Raw genomic sequence first — 20,697 nt, 5'->3', positions numbered from 1 at the left:
CATTGTTTCCATCAATCCTAGGATTACCTGCCAATCCAAAGACGCGTCCGCTATTTCAGTCGGATGAATCTGAGTGTGGGTTAGTTTGCCTCGCAATGATGGCAAAGTCCTTCAAACTCAATGTCTCCTTACAGCAGATCCGAGCAATCTATGGGTCCTGTCGTGGAGGCATCAATGCAAGCCAACTTCAACGACTGGCTGAGCATATCGGCATTCGCATTGTGGTACATGACACGAATAACAAGGAGGAGTTGCTGAATGAACTTGACTTACCCACGATTGTTTGCTGGAAAAGCAATCATTTTATTCTGATACTTGAAAAAACAGACACTCACTTCATTGCGCATGATCCAGCCACAGGATTTTTAGAGATTGAGAAGCAAACATTAGCTCATTGCATTGATCAGTATGCACTTGTTGGTCGAAAAATTGATGAAAATTCTGCCGAAAAGAAAGCCCAGCAGTCACCAAAAACACCAGCAATTTGGCTCACCAGTTTAAAGCAAAGCTTTTCAGCTTCGATTCTCACAGTCATCGCACTTCTATTAATCATTATTGCCACCTTCGAATTAGCCAATGCGCAAATATTAAACATATTTTTCACTTGGGTGATCGAGCTCAATCTTCCACAGTGGAGCCGATCCCTAGCCATCTCCCAAGTTGTGATTGCCATTATCAGTGGAGTTGGGACATTTTTACTCTTCGGATGTGTTTGCCTTGGCATCAGTCAATTAAGCCTAAAGCTCAACCAATACTTCTATCGAAAACTGATCAGGCTACCAGAAAACTATTTTCTAAGCCGCCATACTGGGGACATCAGTGCAAAGTTTGAAAGCCTCGATCAACTTTTGCTCGCAAACCAGTCGTCTCTGATTACGCTGCTCATCGCAGCCATTAATTTACTGATCTTATTTTTTATTCTACTGGCCACATCATTTTGGCTTTTCATCTTCATTGCTATTCTGATGATCATTATCATTACAGCATCGCTCGTGATGATTCCCGTTCAGGTTGATCTGCAACAAGAAAATCAGCAATCATTAGCCAAAAACCAAGCGGATCTTTATCAAATCATCAATGGATATGATCAAATCAAAATGGAAGGACAAGAGCACTTCCATCTCTCACGTTATGCACAGAGCCTCATCATTGCACACCAGTCAGAAAATTTGTTAAATATCACTTATGCACAGCAAAATTTCTTTCTTGGATTAGTTGATAGCTTATCCACTGTCGTTCTTTTATTAGCGGCATCACTATTAATCCTCAATGGTCAAATCACGCTTGGACAATATGCAGCTTTAGATGCTTTGGTGAGCTTGTCGTTAGCACCATTATCAGGATTGGTCACGACGATTCAAAATCTGCAAGAGACCTTGATCGCCTACAAAAGGTTGGAAGACCTCACAACGACGCAATTAGACGGACGATACAATCCTAAATTCAATAATCAACCAGTAGTTGCAATTAATCAATCACAGGAATTGACGATTCTCCAGTTGAATCAGGTCAGTTTTAAGTATTCGTTGTTCAGTCGAAAGATTCTTGAACGCGCATCGTTAAATCTGAATGCATCGGCTTTTCCAATCGCCATTGCTGCTGATCAGTCATCAGGGAAAACAACCCTTGGCAAGCTACTTGCAGGGCGCATTAGACCGGGTTTGGGAATGATCAAGATATTTGGTGAAAATATCCATCAGCAATCAGGCAAAAGACTCAACCAATTGGTTTTGATGGTGGAGTCAGAGCCACTGCTATTTCAAAACACATTGCTGTTCAACTTAGACCCATTTCAAACAAGCAGCTATGAGCAAATAATGACCATAGTTGAAAAACTCGGTGTAGGCAAGTTGAATTTATTTAGAGACTTGAACCGCCAACTGAATGACGTAAAGACTTTAAGTGGTGGAGAGAAGGTGATACTCCAGGTGATTCGTTGTTTGATCCGTGAACCGAAAATTCTGGTCATCGACAATGTTCTCGACAGCCTGCCAGCCACACTCAAAGATGGGTTCATTCAAGGGATCATTAAGTATCAACAAAACAGCATTTTTTTGGTTGATCAAGATAACGATCTGCTAGAGAAAGTGCATGCCTTTGCATTAATAAATGGTCAAGTGGGTCGATTGAGGAGCAAGCAAGAATGACCCACACTAATCAAGTCAGTGTCCACTGGGGAAAACCCGCGGATATCATCCAAAAAATCCTCAAGGATCCTCTACTGCGGATTGGCTTGAGTGCATCAGAAGAAGATGCCGTAATGCACCAAGCTGAGTCTTTGCGGCATGCAGACTCAAACCAATGCCTCACTTTTATAGAGACAAAGACAAAGATCTTAGCGATTCGATTTGATCGACAACCAACATTGAAACCGCTTTCATCTGTGCCACTGAAGATTCTCGTGATCAATGAGGAGAATCATCAATGGTGCTACATCGATTCCTATCAAAGATATCAACTCTTTCTCCGTGGTCAAACTGAATCCAGTGAAACATGGAATTACTTCAGTCTTATCTCATCACTCCCCCATCGGAAACTGAGCAAACTTGAGCTTTCATGGTGGCAAATTGCTGCTCGATGGAAAGGCTATGCATTGACATTGATTGGTTTATCAGTATTCACACTTTTATCGACCCTACCCGTTCTAGCAATGGGGCCAATCTTTGATCAATTAATACCAACGGGTCAAATCAATCAATTAATCATTATCTGTATTGGCCTTTTCTCGAGCCAATTAATTGGAACATTATTCAAAACAGTCTCCACCGTCTCCATTAGCATTGCACAATCCTCTATTGATTTTCATGGATTAATCAGCTTACTTGATCGCTATTTGTCTGCAAAACCAAGTGCTCTTCCAACGCTTTCACTCAGTCTTTGGGAGCAAAATTTCAAGACGGCACTGGCATTCACGTCAAGTGCAAGAGCGCTACTAATTTCAATCCCGATCGCACTCCTAACGATTGGTACATATATGACCGTCTTTGGCTTTTACCTTCTTGAGCCAAGAATTGTCTTTTTAATTCTGCTGTTAAGCTCTCTTCCTGCCTGGGTGTCTCTTGCATCAGGGTACATCACAGGTCGGATATCGTTTCAACTCATTCGCAACCAAGCAGAGAACAATCAAATTATAATTGATACTGTCAACTACATTAACGAAATTCGTTCGCTTGGACTGGAAACTTTATACGATCAATCATTCACGAATACCAAAAGTCGCTATTACAAGATGATCATCTCCATTAATCAATGGAGTAGCTATGGAGTGCTGTTTTCAAGAATCGTCAGCTCGCTGCTGGTTGCACTCATTCTGTTTGGTTATTCAGCGAGTAGTGGTTTGTCCCAAGGAAAATATCTCGTGATGTTCACAGCATTTTCGTTTATCTCTGCAGGGTTTTCACAAGTTGCAGAAGCCATCTCCTCACTCATGATTGCCTTGCCAACTTACTTCAGCAAAAACAGCTTGCGAGGTCTAGACCAATTCGAAAAGCAAAGGATTTCGTTACTTCAACCATCTTCGACAATGGATTCAATGGAACCAGTTAAGTCTATTGAACTCAAGCAAATCGCTTATAAACACAACAACGCAAAATTCAATATCATCAGTGACCTGAATCTTGTTTTTGAGAAGGGTCAAAAATATGCGATCACAGGAGAACCGGGTTCAGGGAAGTCAACTTTGATCAAAGTCCTTGGTGGTCTTCATGATGCCAGCGAAGGAGAAATCATCATCAATAATACGCTTCTATCGAATCAACAGAGCCTCAAGAACTTCGCAAGAGTCATGGCTATTCCCCAGAATCCTAAGCTATCGAGCTCAACAATACGCGAATTTTTAGACCCTTGGAATCATTTTTCTGACGATGCAATCCTTGAGGCTTTAAAAAATTGTTTATGTGACCCCATTCTCGAGAGCTTACCAATGGGCTTGAAGACCAACTTAAGTGAATCCTCACAAGACATCTCACATGCAGAGCTTCAACGTCTGCACATTGCGCGCGTTGTTTTAGGTCAACCCACGGTTCTTCTATCCGATGAACCGACATCTTATCTAGATGAAGAAAGCCATCAGATTCTCTTGAAAAAGCTGAATCAATCCTGCTCAATTCATATTTCCTGCCTGCATCGACTCAGCGCGAAAGACTCATTTGACAAAGTCATTCACCTGGAATCACAAAATCAACGAATGGGATCAAACCGATGAAACGCAACAGACAGGATTTTAAGCCTTATCTTCAATCCATTTCAACACATAAACTGAAGGAGCTCTTCACAGTTTGCGAGAATCAATCAATTTCAGTCGAATACTCACTCGATCCTTACGTCACTGAGCCCAATGGGCATCTTCAGCTTGATCTATTTCTCAGGCAACTCGACCAACCTGAACCTGAATCCAAACTCTATGTTTCCCATCCATTCCTCTTTGAGGGATTAATTTTAAGTCCAGAGCTTTATGCTGCAGTGGGAGGACCACAAACGGTGAATTTAGAGCCCAACCAGATTCGAATGGCACGTCTGTTTGCTGGTTGCCGTGGCACTGGAACCCACGTGCATCAACACACACGAGCCTGCTTTGAGTGTCTTCAAGGAGAGAAGCTCTGGTTTCTCGCTCCCCATTCCAAACAGAACAGTGCTGCACTTGCGAAGTTCAATCATGAAGTTTCTGGGCCAAGTCGACAATCACTTTCAGAGTGGTTTCAGTTGGATATCAAACAGTTGTGGCCGCAATTGGAAGGAGCCAAGCTCGTCAAATCTCGAAAAGGAGAGGCTTTATTTATTCCCGACCGCTATTTCCATGCGACTCTCAATCTTTCTCCTTGCGTTGGAATTTCCTATTCATGGAGATCTAGCTACTTAACCTTTGAGCATGACGCATTGACGCCAACCCTTAGATGAATGGCGTGCATAAGTCTTGAAAAGCAAGAGTTTTGAGTTCTCTCTCTCTCCTTGGAAGCGTCCGGACAAGCTCAACTCAAAGAACCATCCTGATAACAGCAGATAAAAGAGGAGCAACTGGAACTAACAAAGTGCACTCCGTACAGACCTGTTGGTCACTGTGCTGGCGGCAGACAGGTTCGGAGATCGAAATTGCAGACATAGATCGTCGGCTTCTGCCAACTCAATGGAATCTCCAGCAGATCGCGGGTGCCGGTGACGCCCTGCGCAACGAACAGCAGTGCCGCAAGCACATTAGCGGTGACATGCAGGCGGCGCAGGCGCAGATCGCGCAAAATCTCCGGTCGGGCACCGAGCGAAAACAACATCAGGCCCACCACGGCGACAACAGACCAGTAATGGGATTGCCAGAACGCTGGCGACAACGGGTCATCAGACAGTCGCCACACCTCCGGCTGAGCTCCCAGGCCAAGAACACCAGCCCAGGTGATCAGAGCAAACGCCAGCCGCAGGCCAGGTGCCTTCGCAATCCACAGCGCGCCCAGACTAAGCAGGGTTCCGGCCATCACCATCAGCAGCATGCCAGCACGAGCGAAGCCCCCTTGGAACTGATCGAGCGGCGCATGTGTTGCGATGACCACGGTGAGTGCAACGATCACCAGACCAACCACAGCTGCGGCGAGCCAGCGACCGAGATCACTGTGGTCGCGCCCCACCGTCGGAGGCGGTTTTGCGGTCTTCAATCGCCGAGATCGTGTCTGCATCGCCAGTCGCATCACGATCCCGGTGAGGGGATAGATCAACACCACCGCCAAAACCGGGTGAAGAATCTAGAGCCAGTCCACCAGTGCCATCGGTGATACCAAGCCAACAAACAAACGCAACGTAGCCATCACTTGGCTGAACGCTCCTCAGCAGAGCCAACTCTTGAAATTCGACATGGACCCGCTCGAAGCTGCCTAGTGCAGCACTCAATGCAACCTCACCCGAAGCAGCCCGGTAACGCGGCAATACATGAGCTGAGGAGCGATCATGAGATCAGGTCCTGATCCCCAATGCTGAGAGAACTCTGCCCCGCACTGGCCAACAAGACCTACTTCAACTATGGCGGGCAGGGGCCGCTGCCCACACCCTCACTGGATGCCATCACCAGCAGCTGGAAACGTATCCAGGAACTCGGCCCCTTCACCACAGACATCTGGCCCTACATCAGCGCCGAAGTGAACAGCACACGCGGCCGTCTAGCCCGGTTATGCAATGTGCCAGCGCATCGGCTCGCCCTGAGCGAGAACGTGACCACCGGATGTGTGCTTCCCCTCTGGGGCCTGCCCATCGACGATGGCGACCACATCCTGATCAGCGACTGTGAGCACCCCGGTGTCGTAGCGGCCTGCCACGAACTGGCTCGTCGCCGCCAGCTTCAGGTCCACACGCTGCCCGTGAAGCAATGCAGACTCGGCCGCGATGATCAGGCCCATACCGATCACGAGGTGCTGGCAGCCCTCGACGAGCAGCTCACCAGCAAGACCCGCATCGTGGTGCTGTCGCATCTGCTCTGGAACACCGGTCAGAAGATGCCGATCGCAGCGGTGGCCGCACAACTGCAACAACATCCGGCCCGGCCGTTCCTGCTTGTAGATGCTGCGCAGAGCGTCGGCCAGATTCCCGTTTCAGAGGCGGCAGCAGCAGCCGATATCTATGCCTTTACTGGGCACAAATGGGCATGCGGTCCGGAAGGACTGGGCGGGGTCGCGATCTCAGAGCGTGTGCTCTCGGATGGCTATCCCACCGTGATCGGTTGGCGCAGCCTTCAGGATGAAACGCGTGCTGTGGCAGAAGATCCAGACCCCTTCCATCACGACAGCCGTCGCTTTGAGGTGGCCACGAGCTGCGTGCCACTGATGGCTGGCCTGCGCTGCTCTCTTGACCTGCTGGAGCAGGAGGGCTCAGACGACGAACGACTCGGGCAGATCCGCATCCTGAGCGAACAGCTCTGGAAAGAGCTGAAGTCGATCCCTGGGGTTTCACCGCTGCTCGACGGCCCACCACCGGCTGGTCTGGTGAGTTTTCAGATGCGCCCTGAGGCAACGGGAGCCACACCAGCCGAGGTGGTGAAGGCCCTCGGCGGACAACAACTTTGGATCCGTGACCTGGCAGACCCCGTCTGCCTGCGGGCATGCACCCATATCTGCACCAGCCAGAACGACATCGCACAACTCACCGATCAGATTCGGACGTTGTCAGCAATGAGCAGCTAGCTCCAAGAGTGCAGTGCTTTCTCCGCTTCTTCTCGATCATCGAAATGCAACTTTTCAGTGCCGACAATCTGGTAATCCTCATGCCCTTTACCAGCGATCAAGACAAGATCGCCAGGTCGTGCCTGAGCAATCGCCTGAGCGATCGCGATCGCTCGGTCGGCTTGCACCTGGTAGTCGATGCCTGAAGGAAGGCCAGCCACCACATCGTCGAGAATGCGCTTTCGATCCTCAGTCCGAGGATTGTCGGATGTGACTACAACGCGATCAGCCAGCTCTGCGGCAATCGAGGCCATCTGAGGACGTTTGCCCCGGTCGCGGTCTCCACCGCAGCCAAACACACACACCAGACGCCCATCCACAAAGGGGCGGCTGGCCTGGAGCGCGCTACGCAGGCCATCCGGGGTATGGGCGTAATCCACAACGACGGCGGGGAGCTGATCTGTGGAAGGGCTGGAGGGCAGCACCCGCTCCATACGGCCTGGCACACCTCGGAATTTCGGAAGGGCCTCCAACAACAGGGGCAGTGGTAAGTCCTGCTGGAGCAGCGAGCCGACGGCCTGAATCACATTCATCAGATTGAAGCGACCCACCAAAGGCGAATGGAAACGCCCTTCGCCTCGGGGAGTGAGCAGCATTCCCTCTACGCCGTTCGATGTCATCACGAGATCACGCATGCTGAGATCGGCAGCCTCGTCGACACTGCAGCGCCAACAACGATCACCAAGGCGATCAGCCAGTCGACGTCCCCAAGCATCGTCAACATTCACCACCGCTCGGGGGCCTTCACCAATCAAAAAGGGATCGGCAAACAGGCGCGCTTTCGCTTCGAAATAGGCCTCCATGGATGCGTGGTAGTCGAGATGATCCTGCGTGAGGTTGGTAAACACAGCGGAGGAGAAACGACAACCGGCGACCCGTTGCTGATCCAGAGCATGGGAACTGACCTCCATGGCCGCCACCTGTGTGCCCTGATTCAACGCTTCAGCGAGCTGGGCCTGCAGCCGATCCGCAACCGCAGTGGTGTGGGTGGACGTCAGGCTTTGGCCGGGCCATCGGTTGACCAGCGTTCCGAACAGGGCCGAAGAGCGACCGCACTCCAGGCTGAGGTGTTCAATCAAATGGGTTGTGGTGGTTTTGCCATTGGTGCCAGTCACACCAATCAACTGCATGCGCGAAGAGGGCTGCTGCCAGAACGCGGCAGCCAGCTCTCCCGCCCAATGGGACACCGGCTCAGGGATCACCAAAACAGGATCCTGAGAGGAGGGCGGAAGCGACTGCGCTGCTTGCTCACCGATCAGCGCGGCCACAGCGCCGGCCTTCAGAGCCTCTGGCCAGAAACAGCCCCCATCCACCCGTTCACCGGGAAGACCGATGAAGACGCAGCCCTTGCCGACACTGCGGGAATCACACGTGATGGACGTGACCGCTGGGTTGGGCAGCTCAGACGGCACTGGCAGCCGTACTGCGTTCAGCAGCGAATGGAGCATCTGCGTCATCACCAGCCCCTAAAGCTGAGGCCGTTCTAGTCCGATACGGCGATGGTGGAGCAGAGCCGTTGCAACCAATTGAACAGTCCCTCTCCGCTTAGGCGAGGAGAGACCCGTGGCAGAGGTTTCCCCTGCAGTGCCAAAACAGGCACTTCCAGGTCGTAACGAGTGCGAAGCTCCGGCTCAATCCCCGCAGCATCAATATCAATCACCTCCAAACTCAGCGGTGGCTGCAAACGACTGAGATCGAGGTCTTGCAGACGTTGCTCCAAGCCTTCACAAAGACAGCAGCCCTGCCTGCTGAACAAGGTCAGCTGCAGGGGCTCAATCGGGGACTGGATCACAGCCACAAGGGGTAAAGGGATGACAGCGACAGATCCGGCGCAGAGTGAGCCAGCTACCCCGCCAGGGGCCATGGCGCTGAATCGCTTCTAATCCGTAGGCACTGCAGCTGGGAATGAAGCGACAACGGGGGCCGAAGAAGGGCGAAAACCAGCTGCGGTAAGAGCCAATCGCCGCGATCATCAGCTGGGCCAGGGCCTGACTGAAAGCCTCCCCAAACCTCGCCAAGAAGCCGACAGATAGGATGCGTGGTTCGCGCATGCAGAAACGCAAGGCTGACTTCAAGTCCAGCATGGCGTTTCGCCGGCGTGAATGGTCCAACACCTTCCTTCCTTATGTCTCGTTACCGCGGCCCTCGCCTGAGGATCACGCGGCGCTTGGGAGACCTCCCTGGTCTCACCCGGAAGGCCGCAAAGCGGTCCTATCCACCCGGTCAGCACGGCCAAGCCCGTCGCAAGCGCTCTGAATACGCAATCCGCCTTGAGGAGAAGCAAAAGCTTCGCTTCAACTACGGCGTCTCTGAACGCCAACTCGTGCGCTACGTGAAAAAAGCGCGCGCACAGGAGGGTTCCACAGGAACCAACCTGCTCAAACTTCTCGAGAACCGTCTCGACAACGTCTGCTTCCGTCTCGGATTTGGCCCCACAGTGCCTGGCGCCCGCCAGCTGGTGAACCATGGCCATGTCACCGTGAACGGCCGCGTCACCGACATTGCCAGCTACCAGTGCAAAGCCGGTGATCTGATCGCCGTTCGCGAGCGCAAGGGCAGCAAAAAACTGGCTGAAGGCAACCTGGAATTCCCTGGTCTCGCCAACGTGCCGCCCCACCTGGAGCTCGACAAGGCAAAACTCAGCGCCAAAGTGATCAGCAAGTGCGAACGCGAATGGGTCGCACTTGAGATCAATGAACTGCTGGTTGTGGAGTACTACTCCCGCAAGGTCTGAGGCCTACCTCACTTCTCAGCACGTTCTTACTTTGCAATCCCCGCACGGTTCTTCCGGAGCGGGGTTTTTCATGTCGGACGTAGGAGTGAGTGACACGTTCACCGCGCCGACCCATCAGCAGCAACAATCACGAGAACCTTCAGTTGGCCTCAGCAAGAATTTTCCAGGAGATGTCTTCCATCAACACCGATGGCTGACCCTCAAGAGCGGCAGCAAGATCCGCGGGTTCGGAAAGATCAACCAGAATTAACCCATTTCGGCAAAGGAACTGCATATCTGATTGATCATCACTCACCACCCGAAACGCAGCGCCATGCTCTTGTGACAACAGTGTCGCCTTGGCTCGGGCTTCCAGCAGGTTGAGGTTTTCTGCAATGCCGACCCAGCCTTGATCTGAAAGCCGTTGAATACAAAACACGATCGCACCCTCTGATGAGCGCACTTTGAGTCAGCGAGCATTTTTAAGCCAGTAAGCAACAGACGAGCTTTGGGATCACACAGCATTGACGATGAATTGAACACAACTCTCCTCCTCAAGATTGAACTGGCGTCATCCGGGTGCCAGCGCAGCCAGACATCAGCAGATGCAGAAATCACGGAGCAAAAGCAGGACGCCGAGGCTCAGTCCTGAAGCTCATGACCAGGTTGATCTCAAGACGTTAAGAGCTGCCTGCGAAAAGCATCATCATTGTCATCATTAAAACGATGCAGGTGGTTGGGGTCGGATTTAACCGGCCCCTTTTGCTTGGGATCGAGATTCGCCGAAGACCAAACAGCGGCAACCAAAACCACCGAATCGCAAAAGTGTCTGACAATCAGTTAAATCGGATACAACGACATTGAGTGTTGATAAGCGGTCATAACAGTCGAACTCCAGTTCAATCCCAACAGCTAAACTTCAAAAAAAATGGTCGAATAGAATGCTTGGCTGGTTAATGTCGATGCTATCTGGTGAGCAAACTTTCCCAGACGAAAAAATGCTCTTAATTCTCGGCCCGATCCCCAGAGAAGGAAGAAGCGAAACAGCTGAATGAATCACCCAGTTCTGCTCACCCTATCGCTCGGAAATCTCGAAATCAGCGAGATGAGTGCCGCTGTTCTCATCACCGTCTCGCTGGTATTTCTAGTGAGCTTCGGAATTGTCTCCCTTAAAAACGACAGCAAGGGAATGATGGAATGGATGTTTGACAACAAAACCAATGAAAAGCGCTGAATCTTTCTCGACTGATCACTGAAATAAGTTCGCAACCAAGAAGATGATGACAAGAATGGGATAAATGTTCCTAACAAGAACTTGATTTCACTCGGTCAAGGCTTCTACCGCAGAGCCAGAGATCGATTCTCAACACCAACCGAACGCTGACGGGTTAGATGGTTCAGGTTCGTCGATCAACGAATCAAGTTTGCTTTAAAAAAGCCGAGCCCCAACCCAAAGCCTTTCGGTTTGTCCTCCAGAAAAGTGAGGGCCAGCTCAAAATCCATCAGTCCCTCCTGCTCGATCAAGTCGCGGGGTAATTGCCCTTGTCGCTGCTCCAGGTAGCGAGCATGAATCTGCTGCTTATTTTCGCTCAGAAACGTGACGATTTCATTGAGCACATGATCCCGCCACTCATCCTTGTGGCTCTGCTGCACTGAGGTATCAGCCAAGGCTCCGGATCTCAACGTCCGGCTCGACGCTAGCGGCGAAGGACAGCCTGTTTCCTAGCTTGAAGAACTGATAGCAGCCATCACTTGCAGCGCCCAGCAGCAACACCAGCCGATGCCACCCGGGCGATTCATCACGGGGAGAGCTTTGCGGACGGGACGGGCACCGTGATGCCGCCGATTTACTCCACATCGACGTTTGCTCATGGCAACGCCGGTGGTTTCGATTACACACGCTCTGGCAATCCCAACTTCCGCATCCTTGAGGGGGTGCTCGCTTCGGTTGAGCACTGCAACCATGCCACGGTGTTTGGCTCGGGAGTGAGCGCGATCACGGCGATTGCCTCAGGCCTCAGCCAAGGGGATCTTGTGCTCTGCGAGGAAAACCTTTACGGCTGCACGGTGAGGCTGTTTGAACAGGTGTTCGCCAAATTCGGGGTCCGCACCGAGTGGGTGGATTTCACATCAGCCGAGGCTGTCTCCAGCATCGCGGCTCGAAAGCCCGCCATGGTCTGGCTGGAGAGTCCCACCAACCCGCTGCTCAAGGTGATCGACCTCAAACAGGTCTGCACGGCAGCCGCGGCCATCGGTGTCCCCGTGGTGGTGGATAACACCTTCGCCACCGCCCTTGTGCAGCGGCCTCTGCAGCTTGGGGCCACCCTTTCACTGACCAGCACCACCAAATACATCAACGGACACTCCGATGCCCTTGGCGGTGCAGTCTGCACCGACGATCCGGCCTGGCACCAAAGAATGGTGTTTGCCCAGAAAGCCCTGGGCCTGCAGCCTTCACCATTCGATTGCTGGCTGATCACCCGCGGCATCAAGACCCTGCCTCTGCGGCTCAAACAACAGATGGCCAACGCCGCCGCTTTGGCTGATCACCTCGCTCACCACGACGCTGTGAACTGGGTGCGCTATCCCCATCGCCCGGATCACCCCCAACACGCGCTGGCCATGCAGCAGATGAGTAGTGGTGGTGCCATCGTCACGATTGGAGTCGAAGCCAGCCGCGACCAGGCTTATGCCATGTGTAAGGCGCTGCAGTGGTTCACCATGGCCGAAAGCCTCGGAGGCGTGGAAAGCCTGATCTGCCACCCGGCCACAATGACTCACGCTTCTGTGTCTATGGAGGTGAAACAGAAACTGGGTATCAGCGATGACCTGATCCGTCTGTCCGTGGGCTGTGAAGACGCCGCGGATCTGATCGCGGATCTCGATCAGGCACTTTGCTTGCTCCGATGAGTTCGCGCGACCTGCTGCGGGATCCCTGCTGGCAAGGCAGCGATCTCGGCCATCCCCTCCCTGATGCCACCCATGCCGTCTCGGTCGCCCTGCCTCGATGGAGCGATGTGATCGCCTACGAGGAACACGATCCCGCTTGCCGAGGAGCGTTACGGGCGGTGTATCCGCGATTTGGTCAGCATCCGCTGGTGGCACAGGTTGCGAAGCTTTCGCTGCAGGTCTCCGACCTCGCCCCCTCCAAGGGAGCAAGCAGCTGGCCGTATCCGAACCTCGCAGCGGCAGAAGCCGCTCTCGCCCACTGCCGCAGAACAAGGCCTGCGACAGAAACACAGCTCAGCGTGATCGGTGGACTGACCTGCCTGATTGCCGACCCAGCCAGCACTCCTGCCGCGAAGGCCTTCTGGCAGCACACTGGCCTTGGAGCCTCCTCCAGACTGGCTGCCATCACCCTTGGTCAGGAGCAGAACGCCAGCGGCTCCGCAGCTGAGAACGCCCGCCTCAATGTGATTGGGCGGCTGGCGCGGATCTATGGCTGCGAGGGAGATGCGATCAGCCTCCACCCCTCAGGCATGTCAGCTCTGCACCGAGCACTCCAACTGATCTCGGCCATTCGGCCCAACAGGCCCGTGCTGCAGATCGGTTTCCCCTATGTGGATGTGCTCAAGCTGCCCCAGGTGGTGTTCAACGGAGCCGAACTGCTGCTGGATGACAGTGCAGACAGTGTGGGTGACGCTCTCGAGCGCCTAGAGCCGTCGGCAGTGGTGGTGGAGCTGCCTAGCAATCCCCTGCTGCGCTGCATTGATCTGCCAACGATCGCCAGGCTTGCCAACCGGCGGGGGATCCCCGTGATCGCCGACGACACCATTGGATCTGGGGTCAATATCGACGGGTTGCCCCACGCCGATCTGGTCTTCAGCTCGCTCACCAAAAGCTTCGCCGGCCGTGGCGATGTTCTGGCCGGAAGTCTGGTGCTGAGTCCGCACTCCCCGTGGAGAGATCAGCTCGTTGCATCAGCTCGCTTCCTGCAACCGTTGGCGGAGCTTGCCGACGTGGATGTCATCGCCCTCGACCAGGGCAGTGAAGACGTGGTCGAACGGGTGCATCAGCTCAATCGCAACACGCTGTTTCTGGCTGAACAGCTGCGCGATCACCCCGCCGTGGAGAAGGTGTTCCATCCGGGTGAATGCAAGAACTTCAAGGCTCTGCAGCGGCCAGGTGCAGGCCATGGCTGCCTGCTGTCTTTTGAACTGAAAGGAGGAACCCCCTCCGCGCAGAAGGTCTACGACGCACTGACGGTCTGCAAGGGGCCAAGTCTCGGCACCGCCTTCACCCTGGTCTGCCCCTACGTGCTTCTTGCTCACTACGACGAGTTGGTTTGGGCGAAACGCTGCGATGTGCCATCCCATCTACTGCGCGTTTCCGTAGGACTTGAGAAGCAGCCGGATCTCTGGAAGCGGTTCCTGCTGGCTCTGGACTCGGCATAAGCGGAAAACAGGCTTGTGATGAAGGCGAAGTTGCTGCCTGCTGGATTGACAGAGTTTGAACAAGCTCTTAAGAGCCAGGCACCTGGCTGAGAGTCTCCCTAAATTGCAAAAATTGGCCATTTTTTCGACTCACTCATGTCTCGCGTTTACGCCGATAACAGCCAGGCCATCGGTAATACCCCCCTGGTGCGTCTGAACCATGTCACCAAGGACTGCAAAGCCACCGTTCTCGCCAAGATCGAAGGCCGCAATCCCGCCTACAGCGTGAAGTGCCGCATTGGCGCGAACATGATCTGGGATGCCGAAAAGCGTGGTGAACTCACCGAAGGCAAGGTGATCGTTGAGCCCACATCAGGCAATACCGGGGTTGCTCTCGCCTTCACCGCCGCCGCTCGCGGTTACAAGCTCGTGCTCACGATGCCCGAGTCGATGTCGATCGAACGTCGCCGCGTGATGGCCGTTCTCGGCGCTGAAATCGTGCTCACCGAAGCCGCCAAAGGCATGCCTGGCGCCATCGCCAAAGCCAAGGAGATCGCTGCCAGCGACCCTGGCAAGTACTTCATGCCCGGGCAGTTTGAGAATCCCGCCAACCCGGAGATTCACGAAAAGACCACTGGCCCTGAGATCTGGAACGACTGCGAAGGCGCCATCGACGTTCTGGTGGCCGGCGTAGGCACCGGCGGCACCATCACTGGCGTGTCCCGTTACATCAAGAACGCCAAAGGCAAGGCGATTGAATCGGTTGCCGTGGAGCCCAGCCACAGCCCGGTGATCACCCAGACCATGAACGGCGAGGAAGTGAAGCCAGGTCCCCACAAGATCCAAGGGATCGGCGCTGGCTTCATTCCGAAGAACCTCGACCTCTCCATCGTCGACAAGGTGGAACAGGTCACCAACGACGAGTCCGTTGAGATGGCTCTTCGTCTGGCCAAGGAAGAGGGCCTGCTGGTGGGCATCTCCTGCGGAGCCGCAGCTGCCGCTGCCATTCGTCTGGCCAAACAAGATGCTTACGCCGGCAAGACCATCGTGGTTGTTCTCCCCGATCTGGCTGAGCGCTACCTCTCTTCAGTAATGTTCGCCGACGTTCCCACAGGGATCATCGAGCAACCCGTGACAGCCTGAACAACAGCGTTGACACAGCGTGCAGCCCCGGAACACCGGGGCTTTTTTCATGCCGACTGCTCAGCCATCCACTGGCAGCGTCACGCCCGGAAGCACGGCATCCGGAGCGATCCACATCGCATCACCGAAGGAATAGAAGCGATAGGCCTCCTGAATGGCGATCCCATACAGCTCAAGCAACCTGCTGCGTCCGATCAGAGCGCTGACCAGAAGCAGTAGCGAGCTCTTGGGCAAATGAAAGTTGGTCAGCAGACCCTGCACCACTTGGAAACGAAAGCCGGGCTGGATCACCAAATCAACAGGTCCCCGCAGAGGTTGCAGGCTGCCGCCCCCTGCCGCAGCAGCTCCCTCCAGAGCCCGCACACTGGTGGTGCCCACAGCAATCACACGGCCTCCACGCTGCCGGCAAGCGACGACAGCAGCCACCAGCTCAGGAGTGACCTCCACCCATTCGCTGTGCAAACTCAGATCCGTGAGATCTTCAGTCTCCACAGGTCGGAATGTGCCTAACCCAACGTGCAACGTCACCGTGGCCAGTTGAACGCCGCGGCCGCGGATCGCCTTGAGAAGCTCATCACTGAGGTGCAAGCCCGCGGTTGGTGCAGCAACCGCTCCTGGCCTGGAGGCGTAGCGAGTTTGATAACGCTCCTGATCCGACTCATCGTGACGCGTGATGTAAGGCGGTAACGGCACTTCGCCATAACGCTCCAGCAGGGTTTCGATCGCTGCAGCATCGACGAAAGCAGCTGGGAATTGAATGATGCGACCGCCACTGGCGCCATCTGCGGTCAACACCTGCAGAGGGATGGGCTCCTGCTCAAGGGCTTCAAGCCAAACCTGATCGCCAGGCTTCAATTTCTTGCCGGGTCTGGCCAGACAGAGCCAGCGGCCTTCGCCGCGGGGCTCGAGCACCAGCAGCTCCGCCAGGCCACCACCGGAACGCCGCACCCTCAGGCGCGCCCGCAGAACCCGGGTGTCGTTGACCACCAGCAGGTCGCCAGAACGGAGCTCATCCTGCCAATCCCACACCTGACGATGCATCAGCTCCGTCACGGGTCGGTTCATGGGGGGAGCCATCAGCAGTCGTGCTGCATGGCGAGGCTCCACGGGTGCCTGCGCGATGCGCTCTTCAGGCAGGCGGTAGTCGTAGGAGCTGAGCTGAAGATCCCTTGGATCCACCACAACGCTTGAACGTGATTAATCCATGCTGCCTGAGGGCAACGTCCCTGCTTTGCTTGCCAAGCGGGGAACGAAATAGCGCACAATCGAGAACACGCGGCTCTGATCGGTGGAGAGTGCCTCGAACAGGCTGCGAGCCCTTTGGTTGAGTAAAGCCACATCCAGTCGATCCCTGGGAATGGCCACCGGCATCACCACCGTGGTGGTGCGCTCGGGATGCCGTTGCTCCTGCTCCATCACGAAGTCACAGAAGGGATCCAACAGCGAACTGTATGGGCTGTCGAGCAGCACCAGCTCAAGAGCACCGGTGTCGGTGCCGGCGTAGCGATCCCACAGTTGGCTGAGCTGGCCGGCGTCTTCTTCCTTCTGCACCACCATCACCGCCGTGACCGAATCGGCGAATGAACAGGCGTAGCGCAGCGCCTCAAACGACGGTTGCATCATGCTTGCGACCCAGACAATCGCGTGGTGTCCGGTGGGTGGATCACGGGGAATCAGCTTCAGTGACGACCCATCAGGGTCCAGAGCGAGGGCAGCGAAGATCTCCCGGTAGCGGCGACGGATCAAGGCCAGTCCCCAGACCAGCAGAGGAATGGCGATGACCACAGTCCAGGCCCCCTCATCAAATTTGCTCACCACAATCACCAGCAGGACCACAAAGGTGGTGAGCGATCCGAGCGCATTCATGGCCATTCGCCCGCGCCAGCCCTCTCCACGCCGCTTCCACCAGCGACAGACCAGGCCCAGCTGCGACAACGTGAAGGCCGTGAACACTCCAAGGGCATACAGATTGACCGCCACGGTGGTGTCACCTCGGCAAATCACGATGATCAGCGCCGTAATCACGACCAGCGCACTGATCCCGTTCTGGTAGACGAGCCGATCACCCAGCAGCTTCATCTGCATGGGCAAGCAGTGGTCTTCCGCCAGCATTGCCGCCAGACGTGGAAAGCCGGAGAAGGCCGTATTCGCTGCCAGCACCAGAATCAGCAGTGTTGAGATCTGCAGGGTCCAGTACAGAACGCTGCCGTCGCCGAACACACGCTGACCGATCTGAGCCAACACGGTGATGTCGGGATTGGGTGCGACTCCATACATGAAGCCCATGGTGCTGACCGCAAGGAACATCACCGACAGCAACACACTCATCACCAGCAGGGTTTTGCGGGCATTAACGGGAGCAGGCTCCTTAAAAACCTGCACACCATTAGCGATGGCTTCGATCCCGGTCATCGCTGAACAGCCGGAACTGAAGGCCCGGAGCACCAGAAATAAGCCGATTGGCTGCAGCGCAGCCGTGAGCGGGGGAGCATCGGGAGTCCAGCCATGATGGAAGGTGAGGTCCTTGAGCCCAGCCACCGTGAGCAGAACAATCATCACCACGAAGGCATAGGTGGGCACCGAGAACACGCGTCCCGCTTCCTTCACCCCGCGCAGGTTGGCCCAGCCCACGAGCAGGAGCATGAACAGAGCGATCGGGACCTCATAGGCCAACAACGCTGGATCCAGTGACGACAGCGCCTGGGTGCCCGCCATCAAGCTGACCGCTGCAGTGAGGGTGTAGTCGATCAGCAACGCAGCGGCTGCTACCAATCCCACGTTGCGTCCGAGATTGTCGCGAGCCACCACGTAGGAACCGCCACCGTTGGGATAGGCAGAGATCGCCTGCCGGTACGACAGCACCACGATCGTGATCAAGGCGATGATCGCCACGGTGATTGGCAGCGACAGCCGCAAAGCGGCACTGCCTCCCAGGATCAGAATTCCAAGCGCCGCTTCCGTGGCATAGGCCACGGATGACAAAGCATCCGAGGAGAGGATGGGCAGCGCCTGAAGATTGGGAAGTCGCTCATCCTTGGCACTGGAACGCGGCAGGGGACGGCCCAGCAGACGTGAAAAGGACGGAACTGACACAGAGCGACCATCACCACATCAAGAGTGGCAAGGCTCCCTGAGCTCCGCAGCTACGCACCATCCCCTGGCCTGATTCAAATCGCCAAACTTTCGGGACGGGTTTCAATCAATTCCGCCAGATCCTTGAGGAAGGCGGCGCCATCGGCGCCATAGATCACACGGTGGTCCGCCGTGAGATTCACCTGCATCTGCCGCTTGACAGCGATGGACCCATCTTTTCCAGCCACAACGGCAGGTCTTGAAGCCGCCACTGCGAGGATGGCACCGGTGCCGGGAGGAAGGATGGCATCGAAACGATCCACCCCGAACATGCCGAGATTGGAGAGGGTGAAGGTTCCGGTGCTGTATTCCTCAGGCTGCAACTGTTTGCTGCGCGAGCGCTTCACCAGATCCCCCCACTGACGCGAGAGCTCATACAGATCGGTTCGATCGGCCTGACGCAGCACAGGGGTGATCAAACCACCGTCTTCCATTGCCACGGCAACGGCGACATTCACATCAGCGGGATAGGTCATTCCCGCAGCAGTCGTTGCAGCATTCACCTGCGGATGCCGGGCCAGAGTGACGGCCACGGCCTTCGCCAGCAGGGCCGTCATCGTGACGCCCTTGGGCTTCACCTGTTTGTAAAAGGCATCCAGTTGATCGGTGGTGATCGTGTAGCCCACCCGGAAGCAGGGGACCGCGAGGCTGGCTTCCATATTGCGGTTGACCGCGCCCTGGAGCGTGTTGAACGCCACGGTGTCGCCAGGGCGGCCAAAGCTATTGCCGGCCGGTGAGCTCGGAGGCTTGGCGGTGCTCGCAGCTCCGGCACTGACGGCAGCAGCAGTACCCTCCCCGACCAGGGGCACACTGATGGGACGCCCTGCGGCGCGCTCCACGTCTTCAGCCTGAATTCGACCGTTAGGACCACTGCCGCGGATCCCGGCGAGGTCGACGCCCATCTGAGAAGCCAGCTTCTTAGCCCTAGGACTGGCAATCAGTCGACCGTTGCTCGCTGGCGCAGCCACCGGAGCAGGAGGCGCAACTGGTGCGGGTTGAGCCGCAGCTGGGGCTGGTGCTGTTGGAGCAGGTGCCGTTGGAGCAGGTGCCGTTGGAGCAGGTGCCGTTGGAGCAGCCGATGTTGGCGCTGGTGCTGTAGCTGCAGGAGCCGATCCACCACCCGACGGTGCCTTGGCCTGAGCTTCGGCAATCTCAGCCTCGGTCTCCACGATCAAACCAATGGTCTCGCCCACAGGAGCCGTGCTGCCCGCGGGCATCAGCACAGCTGCGAGGTAGCCCTCATTGAAGGACTCAACATCCATGTCGGCCTTGTCGGACTCGACCACGAGCACAGACTCGCCGCGGCCCACCTTGTCGCCAGGATTCTTGAGCCACTCAACGATCTTCCCCTCCGTCATCGTGGAGCTGAGGGCAGGCATGAAGATGTCGTAGGTCGCCATCTAGTCCTAATTGCAACGGTTTTGAGGATGCTGTCCAACCATTTATCCAACGGTTGTCCAACTGCTCTTTCAACGTAAATCAGCACCCGACAGCATTTCCACCCCTGATTGTCGGTGTCCCGAAGCACAAAAAAACGGGATGGTTTCCCGGACCATCCCGCCCCTCTATTGGCGTGTTCGCGTTTCCGTCAGCACCCCCTTCATCTGAGCGATTTCAGTTTTGTGTATCAACTTGATACACAACGTCGTTGAAGGCACATTTCTAGAAAAAGGTTCCGCAAGGCACAAGACCCCCTCAAACGCCTTGACAGCAGGAGCACCATGCAACTGTTCACCACAAACTTTTCTGATGGAAAAAGTCCGCGAGATGGTCAACACCCATCTTCCTGTTGTCCTCAAGGTCATCAACACAGTCGCGTTTGTCGCCATCGCGGCATCCACAATCTGTGCCGCTGATTCGCTCAAGGAGATGTCAGGCAAAGGCGCCGCTCCAGCAGCAGTCACCGAAACCAACTAACCCTGCAACAGGCACAAAAAAGGAGGGTCGGTATCCCTATCGCCCCTCCTGATGAATTGAAAATGTCGCTTAAGGCAATGACGCCAAGCGAATCACACCCTTACGCATGGGAACGAGATGCCGTGGGCGCAGTGAGGGTTTCTCAAAAAAAGACCCAGGAGTGTTTGACCTCCCGGGACTTGGTTCTCATGCGATGAAACTGGTCTAGCAGCATCTGCTAAGCATT

General features: G+C 55.1%; 20 protein-coding genes. 10 read left to right on the top strand and 10 right to left on the bottom strand.

Going from position 1 to position 20,697, the window contains the following annotated elements; all coding sequences use genetic code 11:
• The first annotated feature begins 2 nt into the window (after positions 1 to 2).
• Genes SynMITS9220_RS02975 through SynMITS9220_RS02965 form a run of 3 tightly spaced genes read left to right on the top strand, consistent with a single transcriptional unit; the run spans position 3 to position 4,896 of the window.
• Positions 3 to 2,147 (top strand): ABC transporter transmembrane domain-containing protein, encoded by a 2,145-nt coding sequence (locus SynMITS9220_RS02975; protein WP_186990604.1) that lies wholly within the window; start codon positions 3 to 5, stop codon positions 2,145 to 2,147.
• Positions 2,144 to 4,204 (top strand): ATP-binding cassette domain-containing protein, encoded by a 2,061-nt coding sequence (locus SynMITS9220_RS02970; protein WP_186990602.1) that lies wholly within the window; start codon positions 2,144 to 2,146, stop codon positions 4,202 to 4,204. Before SynMITS9220_RS02975 ends, SynMITS9220_RS02970 begins: the two co-directional genes overlap by 4 nt.
• The gene (locus SynMITS9220_RS02965; RefSeq protein WP_186990600.1) at positions 4,201 to 4,896 is read left to right on the top strand and encodes a hypothetical protein; all 696 of its coding nucleotides are present in this window, start codon (positions 4,201 to 4,203) and stop codon (positions 4,894 to 4,896) included. The genes SynMITS9220_RS02970 and SynMITS9220_RS02965 overlap by 4 nt, the downstream gene beginning before the upstream one ends.
• A 155-nt stretch (positions 4,897 to 5,051) precedes the next feature.
• On the opposite strand, the gene SynMITS9220_RS02960 is transcribed toward SynMITS9220_RS02965, so the two are convergent.
• On the bottom strand, positions 5,052 to 5,711 hold the full coding sequence (locus tag SynMITS9220_RS02960; protein ID WP_255483197.1) for a DUF4079 domain-containing protein: 660 nt from the start codon (positions 5,709 to 5,711) through the stop codon (positions 5,052 to 5,054).
• The gene (locus tag SynMITS9220_RS13280) at positions 5,593 to 5,907 is read right to left on the bottom strand and encodes a hypothetical protein (protein ID WP_255483306.1); all 315 of its coding nucleotides are present in this window, start codon (positions 5,905 to 5,907) and stop codon (positions 5,593 to 5,595) included. The genes SynMITS9220_RS02960 and SynMITS9220_RS13280 overlap by 119 nt, the downstream gene beginning before the upstream one ends.
• A 44-nt stretch (positions 5,908 to 5,951) precedes the next feature.
• On the opposite strand from SynMITS9220_RS13280, the gene SynMITS9220_RS02955 reads away from it, so the two are divergent.
• Positions 5,952 to 7,154, top strand: a complete 1,203-nt coding sequence (locus SynMITS9220_RS02955) for an aminotransferase class V-fold PLP-dependent enzyme (protein ID WP_186990598.1) — start codon at positions 5,952 to 5,954, stop codon at positions 7,152 to 7,154.
• Here SynMITS9220_RS02955 and SynMITS9220_RS02950 read toward each other — a convergent pair.
• The 3 genes from SynMITS9220_RS02950 to yidD are packed head-to-tail and all read right to left on the bottom strand — an operon-like array spanning position 7,151 to position 9,244.
• Positions 7,151 to 8,650 (bottom strand): UDP-N-acetylmuramoyl-L-alanyl-D-glutamate--2,6-diaminopimelate ligase, encoded by a 1,500-nt coding sequence (locus SynMITS9220_RS02950; RefSeq protein ID WP_186990596.1) that lies wholly within the window; start codon positions 8,648 to 8,650, stop codon positions 7,151 to 7,153. The two genes, SynMITS9220_RS02955 and SynMITS9220_RS02950, sit on opposite strands and share 4 nt — an antisense overlap.
• A gap of 26 nt (positions 8,651 to 8,676) precedes the next feature.
• Positions 8,677 to 8,985 (bottom strand): glutaredoxin family protein, encoded by a 309-nt coding sequence (locus tag SynMITS9220_RS02945; RefSeq protein ID WP_255483267.1) that lies wholly within the window; start codon positions 8,983 to 8,985, stop codon positions 8,677 to 8,679.
• Positions 8,966 to 9,244 carry a membrane protein insertion efficiency factor YidD gene (yidD, locus tag SynMITS9220_RS02940; RefSeq protein ID WP_186991797.1) on the bottom strand — a complete coding sequence of 93 codons (279 nt, stop codon included), beginning with the start codon at positions 9,242 to 9,244 and terminating at the stop codon, positions 8,966 to 8,968. Before yidD ends, SynMITS9220_RS02945 begins: the two co-directional genes overlap by 20 nt.
• Before the next feature lie 74 nt (positions 9,245 to 9,318).
• Here yidD and rpsD point away from each other — a divergent pair, with 74 nt between their 5' ends.
• Positions 9,319 to 9,927, top strand: coding sequence for a 30S ribosomal protein S4 (gene rpsD / locus SynMITS9220_RS02935; RefSeq protein WP_067094008.1), 609 nt, complete (start codon positions 9,319 to 9,321; stop codon positions 9,925 to 9,927).
• Between the two features lie 139 nt (positions 9,928 to 10,066).
• Here rpsD and SynMITS9220_RS02930 read toward each other — a convergent pair whose 3' ends face one another.
• Entirely contained in the window at positions 10,067 to 10,369 is a 303-nt protein-coding gene (locus SynMITS9220_RS02930; RefSeq protein ID WP_186990592.1) for a hypothetical protein, read from the bottom strand.
• 588 nt (positions 10,370 to 10,957) lie between these two features.
• Between SynMITS9220_RS02930 and SynMITS9220_RS02925 the strand changes: the two genes are divergently transcribed.
• Complete coding sequence (locus SynMITS9220_RS02925) at positions 10,958 to 11,140, top strand: hypothetical protein (protein ID WP_186990590.1); 183 nt, start codon at positions 10,958 to 10,960, stop codon at positions 11,138 to 11,140.
• A 176-nt stretch (positions 11,141 to 11,316) separates the two neighbouring features.
• Here the strand turns inward: SynMITS9220_RS02925 and SynMITS9220_RS02920 are convergent, their stop codons facing one another.
• Positions 11,317 to 11,574, bottom strand: coding sequence for a hypothetical protein (locus SynMITS9220_RS02920; protein ID WP_186990588.1), 258 nt, complete (start codon positions 11,572 to 11,574; stop codon positions 11,317 to 11,319).
• A gap of 84 nt (positions 11,575 to 11,658) precedes the next feature.
• Here SynMITS9220_RS02920 and SynMITS9220_RS02915 point away from each other — a divergent pair, with 84 nt between their 5' ends.
• The 3 genes from SynMITS9220_RS02915 to cysK all read left to right on the top strand — a co-directional run bounded on the left by SynMITS9220_RS02915 (position 11,659) and on the right by cysK (position 15,422).
• Positions 11,659 to 12,816 carry a PLP-dependent aspartate aminotransferase family protein gene (locus SynMITS9220_RS02915; protein ID WP_186990586.1) on the top strand — a complete coding sequence of 386 codons (1,158 nt, stop codon included), beginning with the start codon at positions 11,659 to 11,661 and terminating at the stop codon, positions 12,814 to 12,816.
• Complete coding sequence (locus tag SynMITS9220_RS02910) at positions 12,813 to 14,300, top strand: PLP-dependent transferase (protein WP_186990584.1); 1,488 nt, start codon at positions 12,813 to 12,815, stop codon at positions 14,298 to 14,300. Before SynMITS9220_RS02915 ends, SynMITS9220_RS02910 begins: the two co-directional genes overlap by 4 nt.
• Positions 14,301 to 14,435: 135 nt before the next feature.
• A complete protein-coding gene (cysK, locus tag SynMITS9220_RS02905; protein ID WP_186990582.1) occupies positions 14,436 to 15,422 on the top strand; it encodes a cysteine synthase A in 987 nt (328 codons plus the stop codon).
• Between the two features lie 60 nt (positions 15,423 to 15,482).
• Here cysK and queA read toward each other — a convergent pair whose 3' ends face one another.
• From queA to SynMITS9220_RS02890, 3 genes are all read right to left on the bottom strand, one after another.
• Positions 15,483 to 16,604 carry a tRNA preQ1(34) S-adenosylmethionine ribosyltransferase-isomerase QueA gene (gene queA / locus SynMITS9220_RS02900; protein ID WP_186990580.1) on the bottom strand — a complete coding sequence of 374 codons (1,122 nt, stop codon included), beginning with the start codon at positions 16,602 to 16,604 and terminating at the stop codon, positions 15,483 to 15,485.
• 15 nt (positions 16,605 to 16,619) lie between these two features.
• Positions 16,620 to 18,515, bottom strand: a complete 1,896-nt coding sequence (locus tag SynMITS9220_RS02895) for an APC family permease (RefSeq protein ID WP_255483196.1) — start codon at positions 18,513 to 18,515, stop codon at positions 16,620 to 16,622.
• Between the two features lie 74 nt (positions 18,516 to 18,589).
• On the bottom strand, positions 18,590 to 19,954 hold the full coding sequence (locus SynMITS9220_RS02890) for a dihydrolipoamide acetyltransferase family protein (protein WP_186990578.1): 1,365 nt from the start codon (positions 19,952 to 19,954) through the stop codon (positions 18,590 to 18,592).
• Between the two features lie 349 nt (positions 19,955 to 20,303).
• On the opposite strand from SynMITS9220_RS02890, the gene SynMITS9220_RS02885 reads away from it, so the two are divergent.
• Positions 20,304 to 20,471, top strand: a complete 168-nt coding sequence (locus SynMITS9220_RS02885) for a hypothetical protein (protein WP_186990576.1) — start codon at positions 20,304 to 20,306, stop codon at positions 20,469 to 20,471.
• Positions 20,472 to 20,697 lie beyond the last annotated feature (226 nt).

The sequence above is a fragment of the Synechococcus sp. MIT S9220 genome, assembly GCF_014304815.1.
In the GTDB taxonomy this organism is placed as follows: Bacteria; Cyanobacteriota; Cyanobacteriia; order PCC-6307; family Cyanobiaceae; genus Synechococcus_C.
This window is presented reverse-complemented; position numbering and strand designations above follow the sequence as displayed.

Coding starts and splice junctions, on each gene's coding strand:
- SynMITS9220_RS02970 (WP_186990602.1), top strand. CDS start 2,144: ATGACCCACACTAATCAAGTCAGTGTCCACTGGGGAAAACCCGCGGAT.
- SynMITS9220_RS02965 (WP_186990600.1), top strand. CDS start 4,201: ATGAAACGCAACAGACAGGATTTTAAGCCTTATCTTCAATCCATTTCA.
- SynMITS9220_RS02955 (WP_186990598.1), top strand. CDS start 5,952: ATGCTGAGAGAACTCTGCCCCGCACTGGCCAACAAGACCTACTTCAAC.
- SynMITS9220_RS02950 (WP_186990596.1), bottom strand. CDS start 8,650: ATGACGCAGATGCTCCATTCGCTGCTGAACGCAGTACGGCTGCCAGTG.
- yidD (WP_186991797.1), bottom strand. CDS start 9,244: ATGCGCGAACCACGCATCCTATCTGTCGGCTTCTTGGCGAGGTTTGGG.
- rpsD (WP_067094008.1), top strand. CDS start 9,319: ATGTCTCGTTACCGCGGCCCTCGCCTGAGGATCACGCGGCGCTTGGGA.
- SynMITS9220_RS02925 (WP_186990590.1), top strand. CDS start 10,958: ATGAATCACCCAGTTCTGCTCACCCTATCGCTCGGAAATCTCGAAATC.
- SynMITS9220_RS02910 (WP_186990584.1), top strand. CDS start 12,813: ATGAGTTCGCGCGACCTGCTGCGGGATCCCTGCTGGCAAGGCAGCGAT.
- cysK (WP_186990582.1), top strand. CDS start 14,436: ATGTCTCGCGTTTACGCCGATAACAGCCAGGCCATCGGTAATACCCCC.
- SynMITS9220_RS02890 (WP_186990578.1), bottom strand. CDS start 19,954: ATGGCGACCTACGACATCTTCATGCCTGCCCTCAGCTCCACGATGACG.
- SynMITS9220_RS02885 (WP_186990576.1), top strand. CDS start 20,304: ATGGAAAAAGTCCGCGAGATGGTCAACACCCATCTTCCTGTTGTCCTC.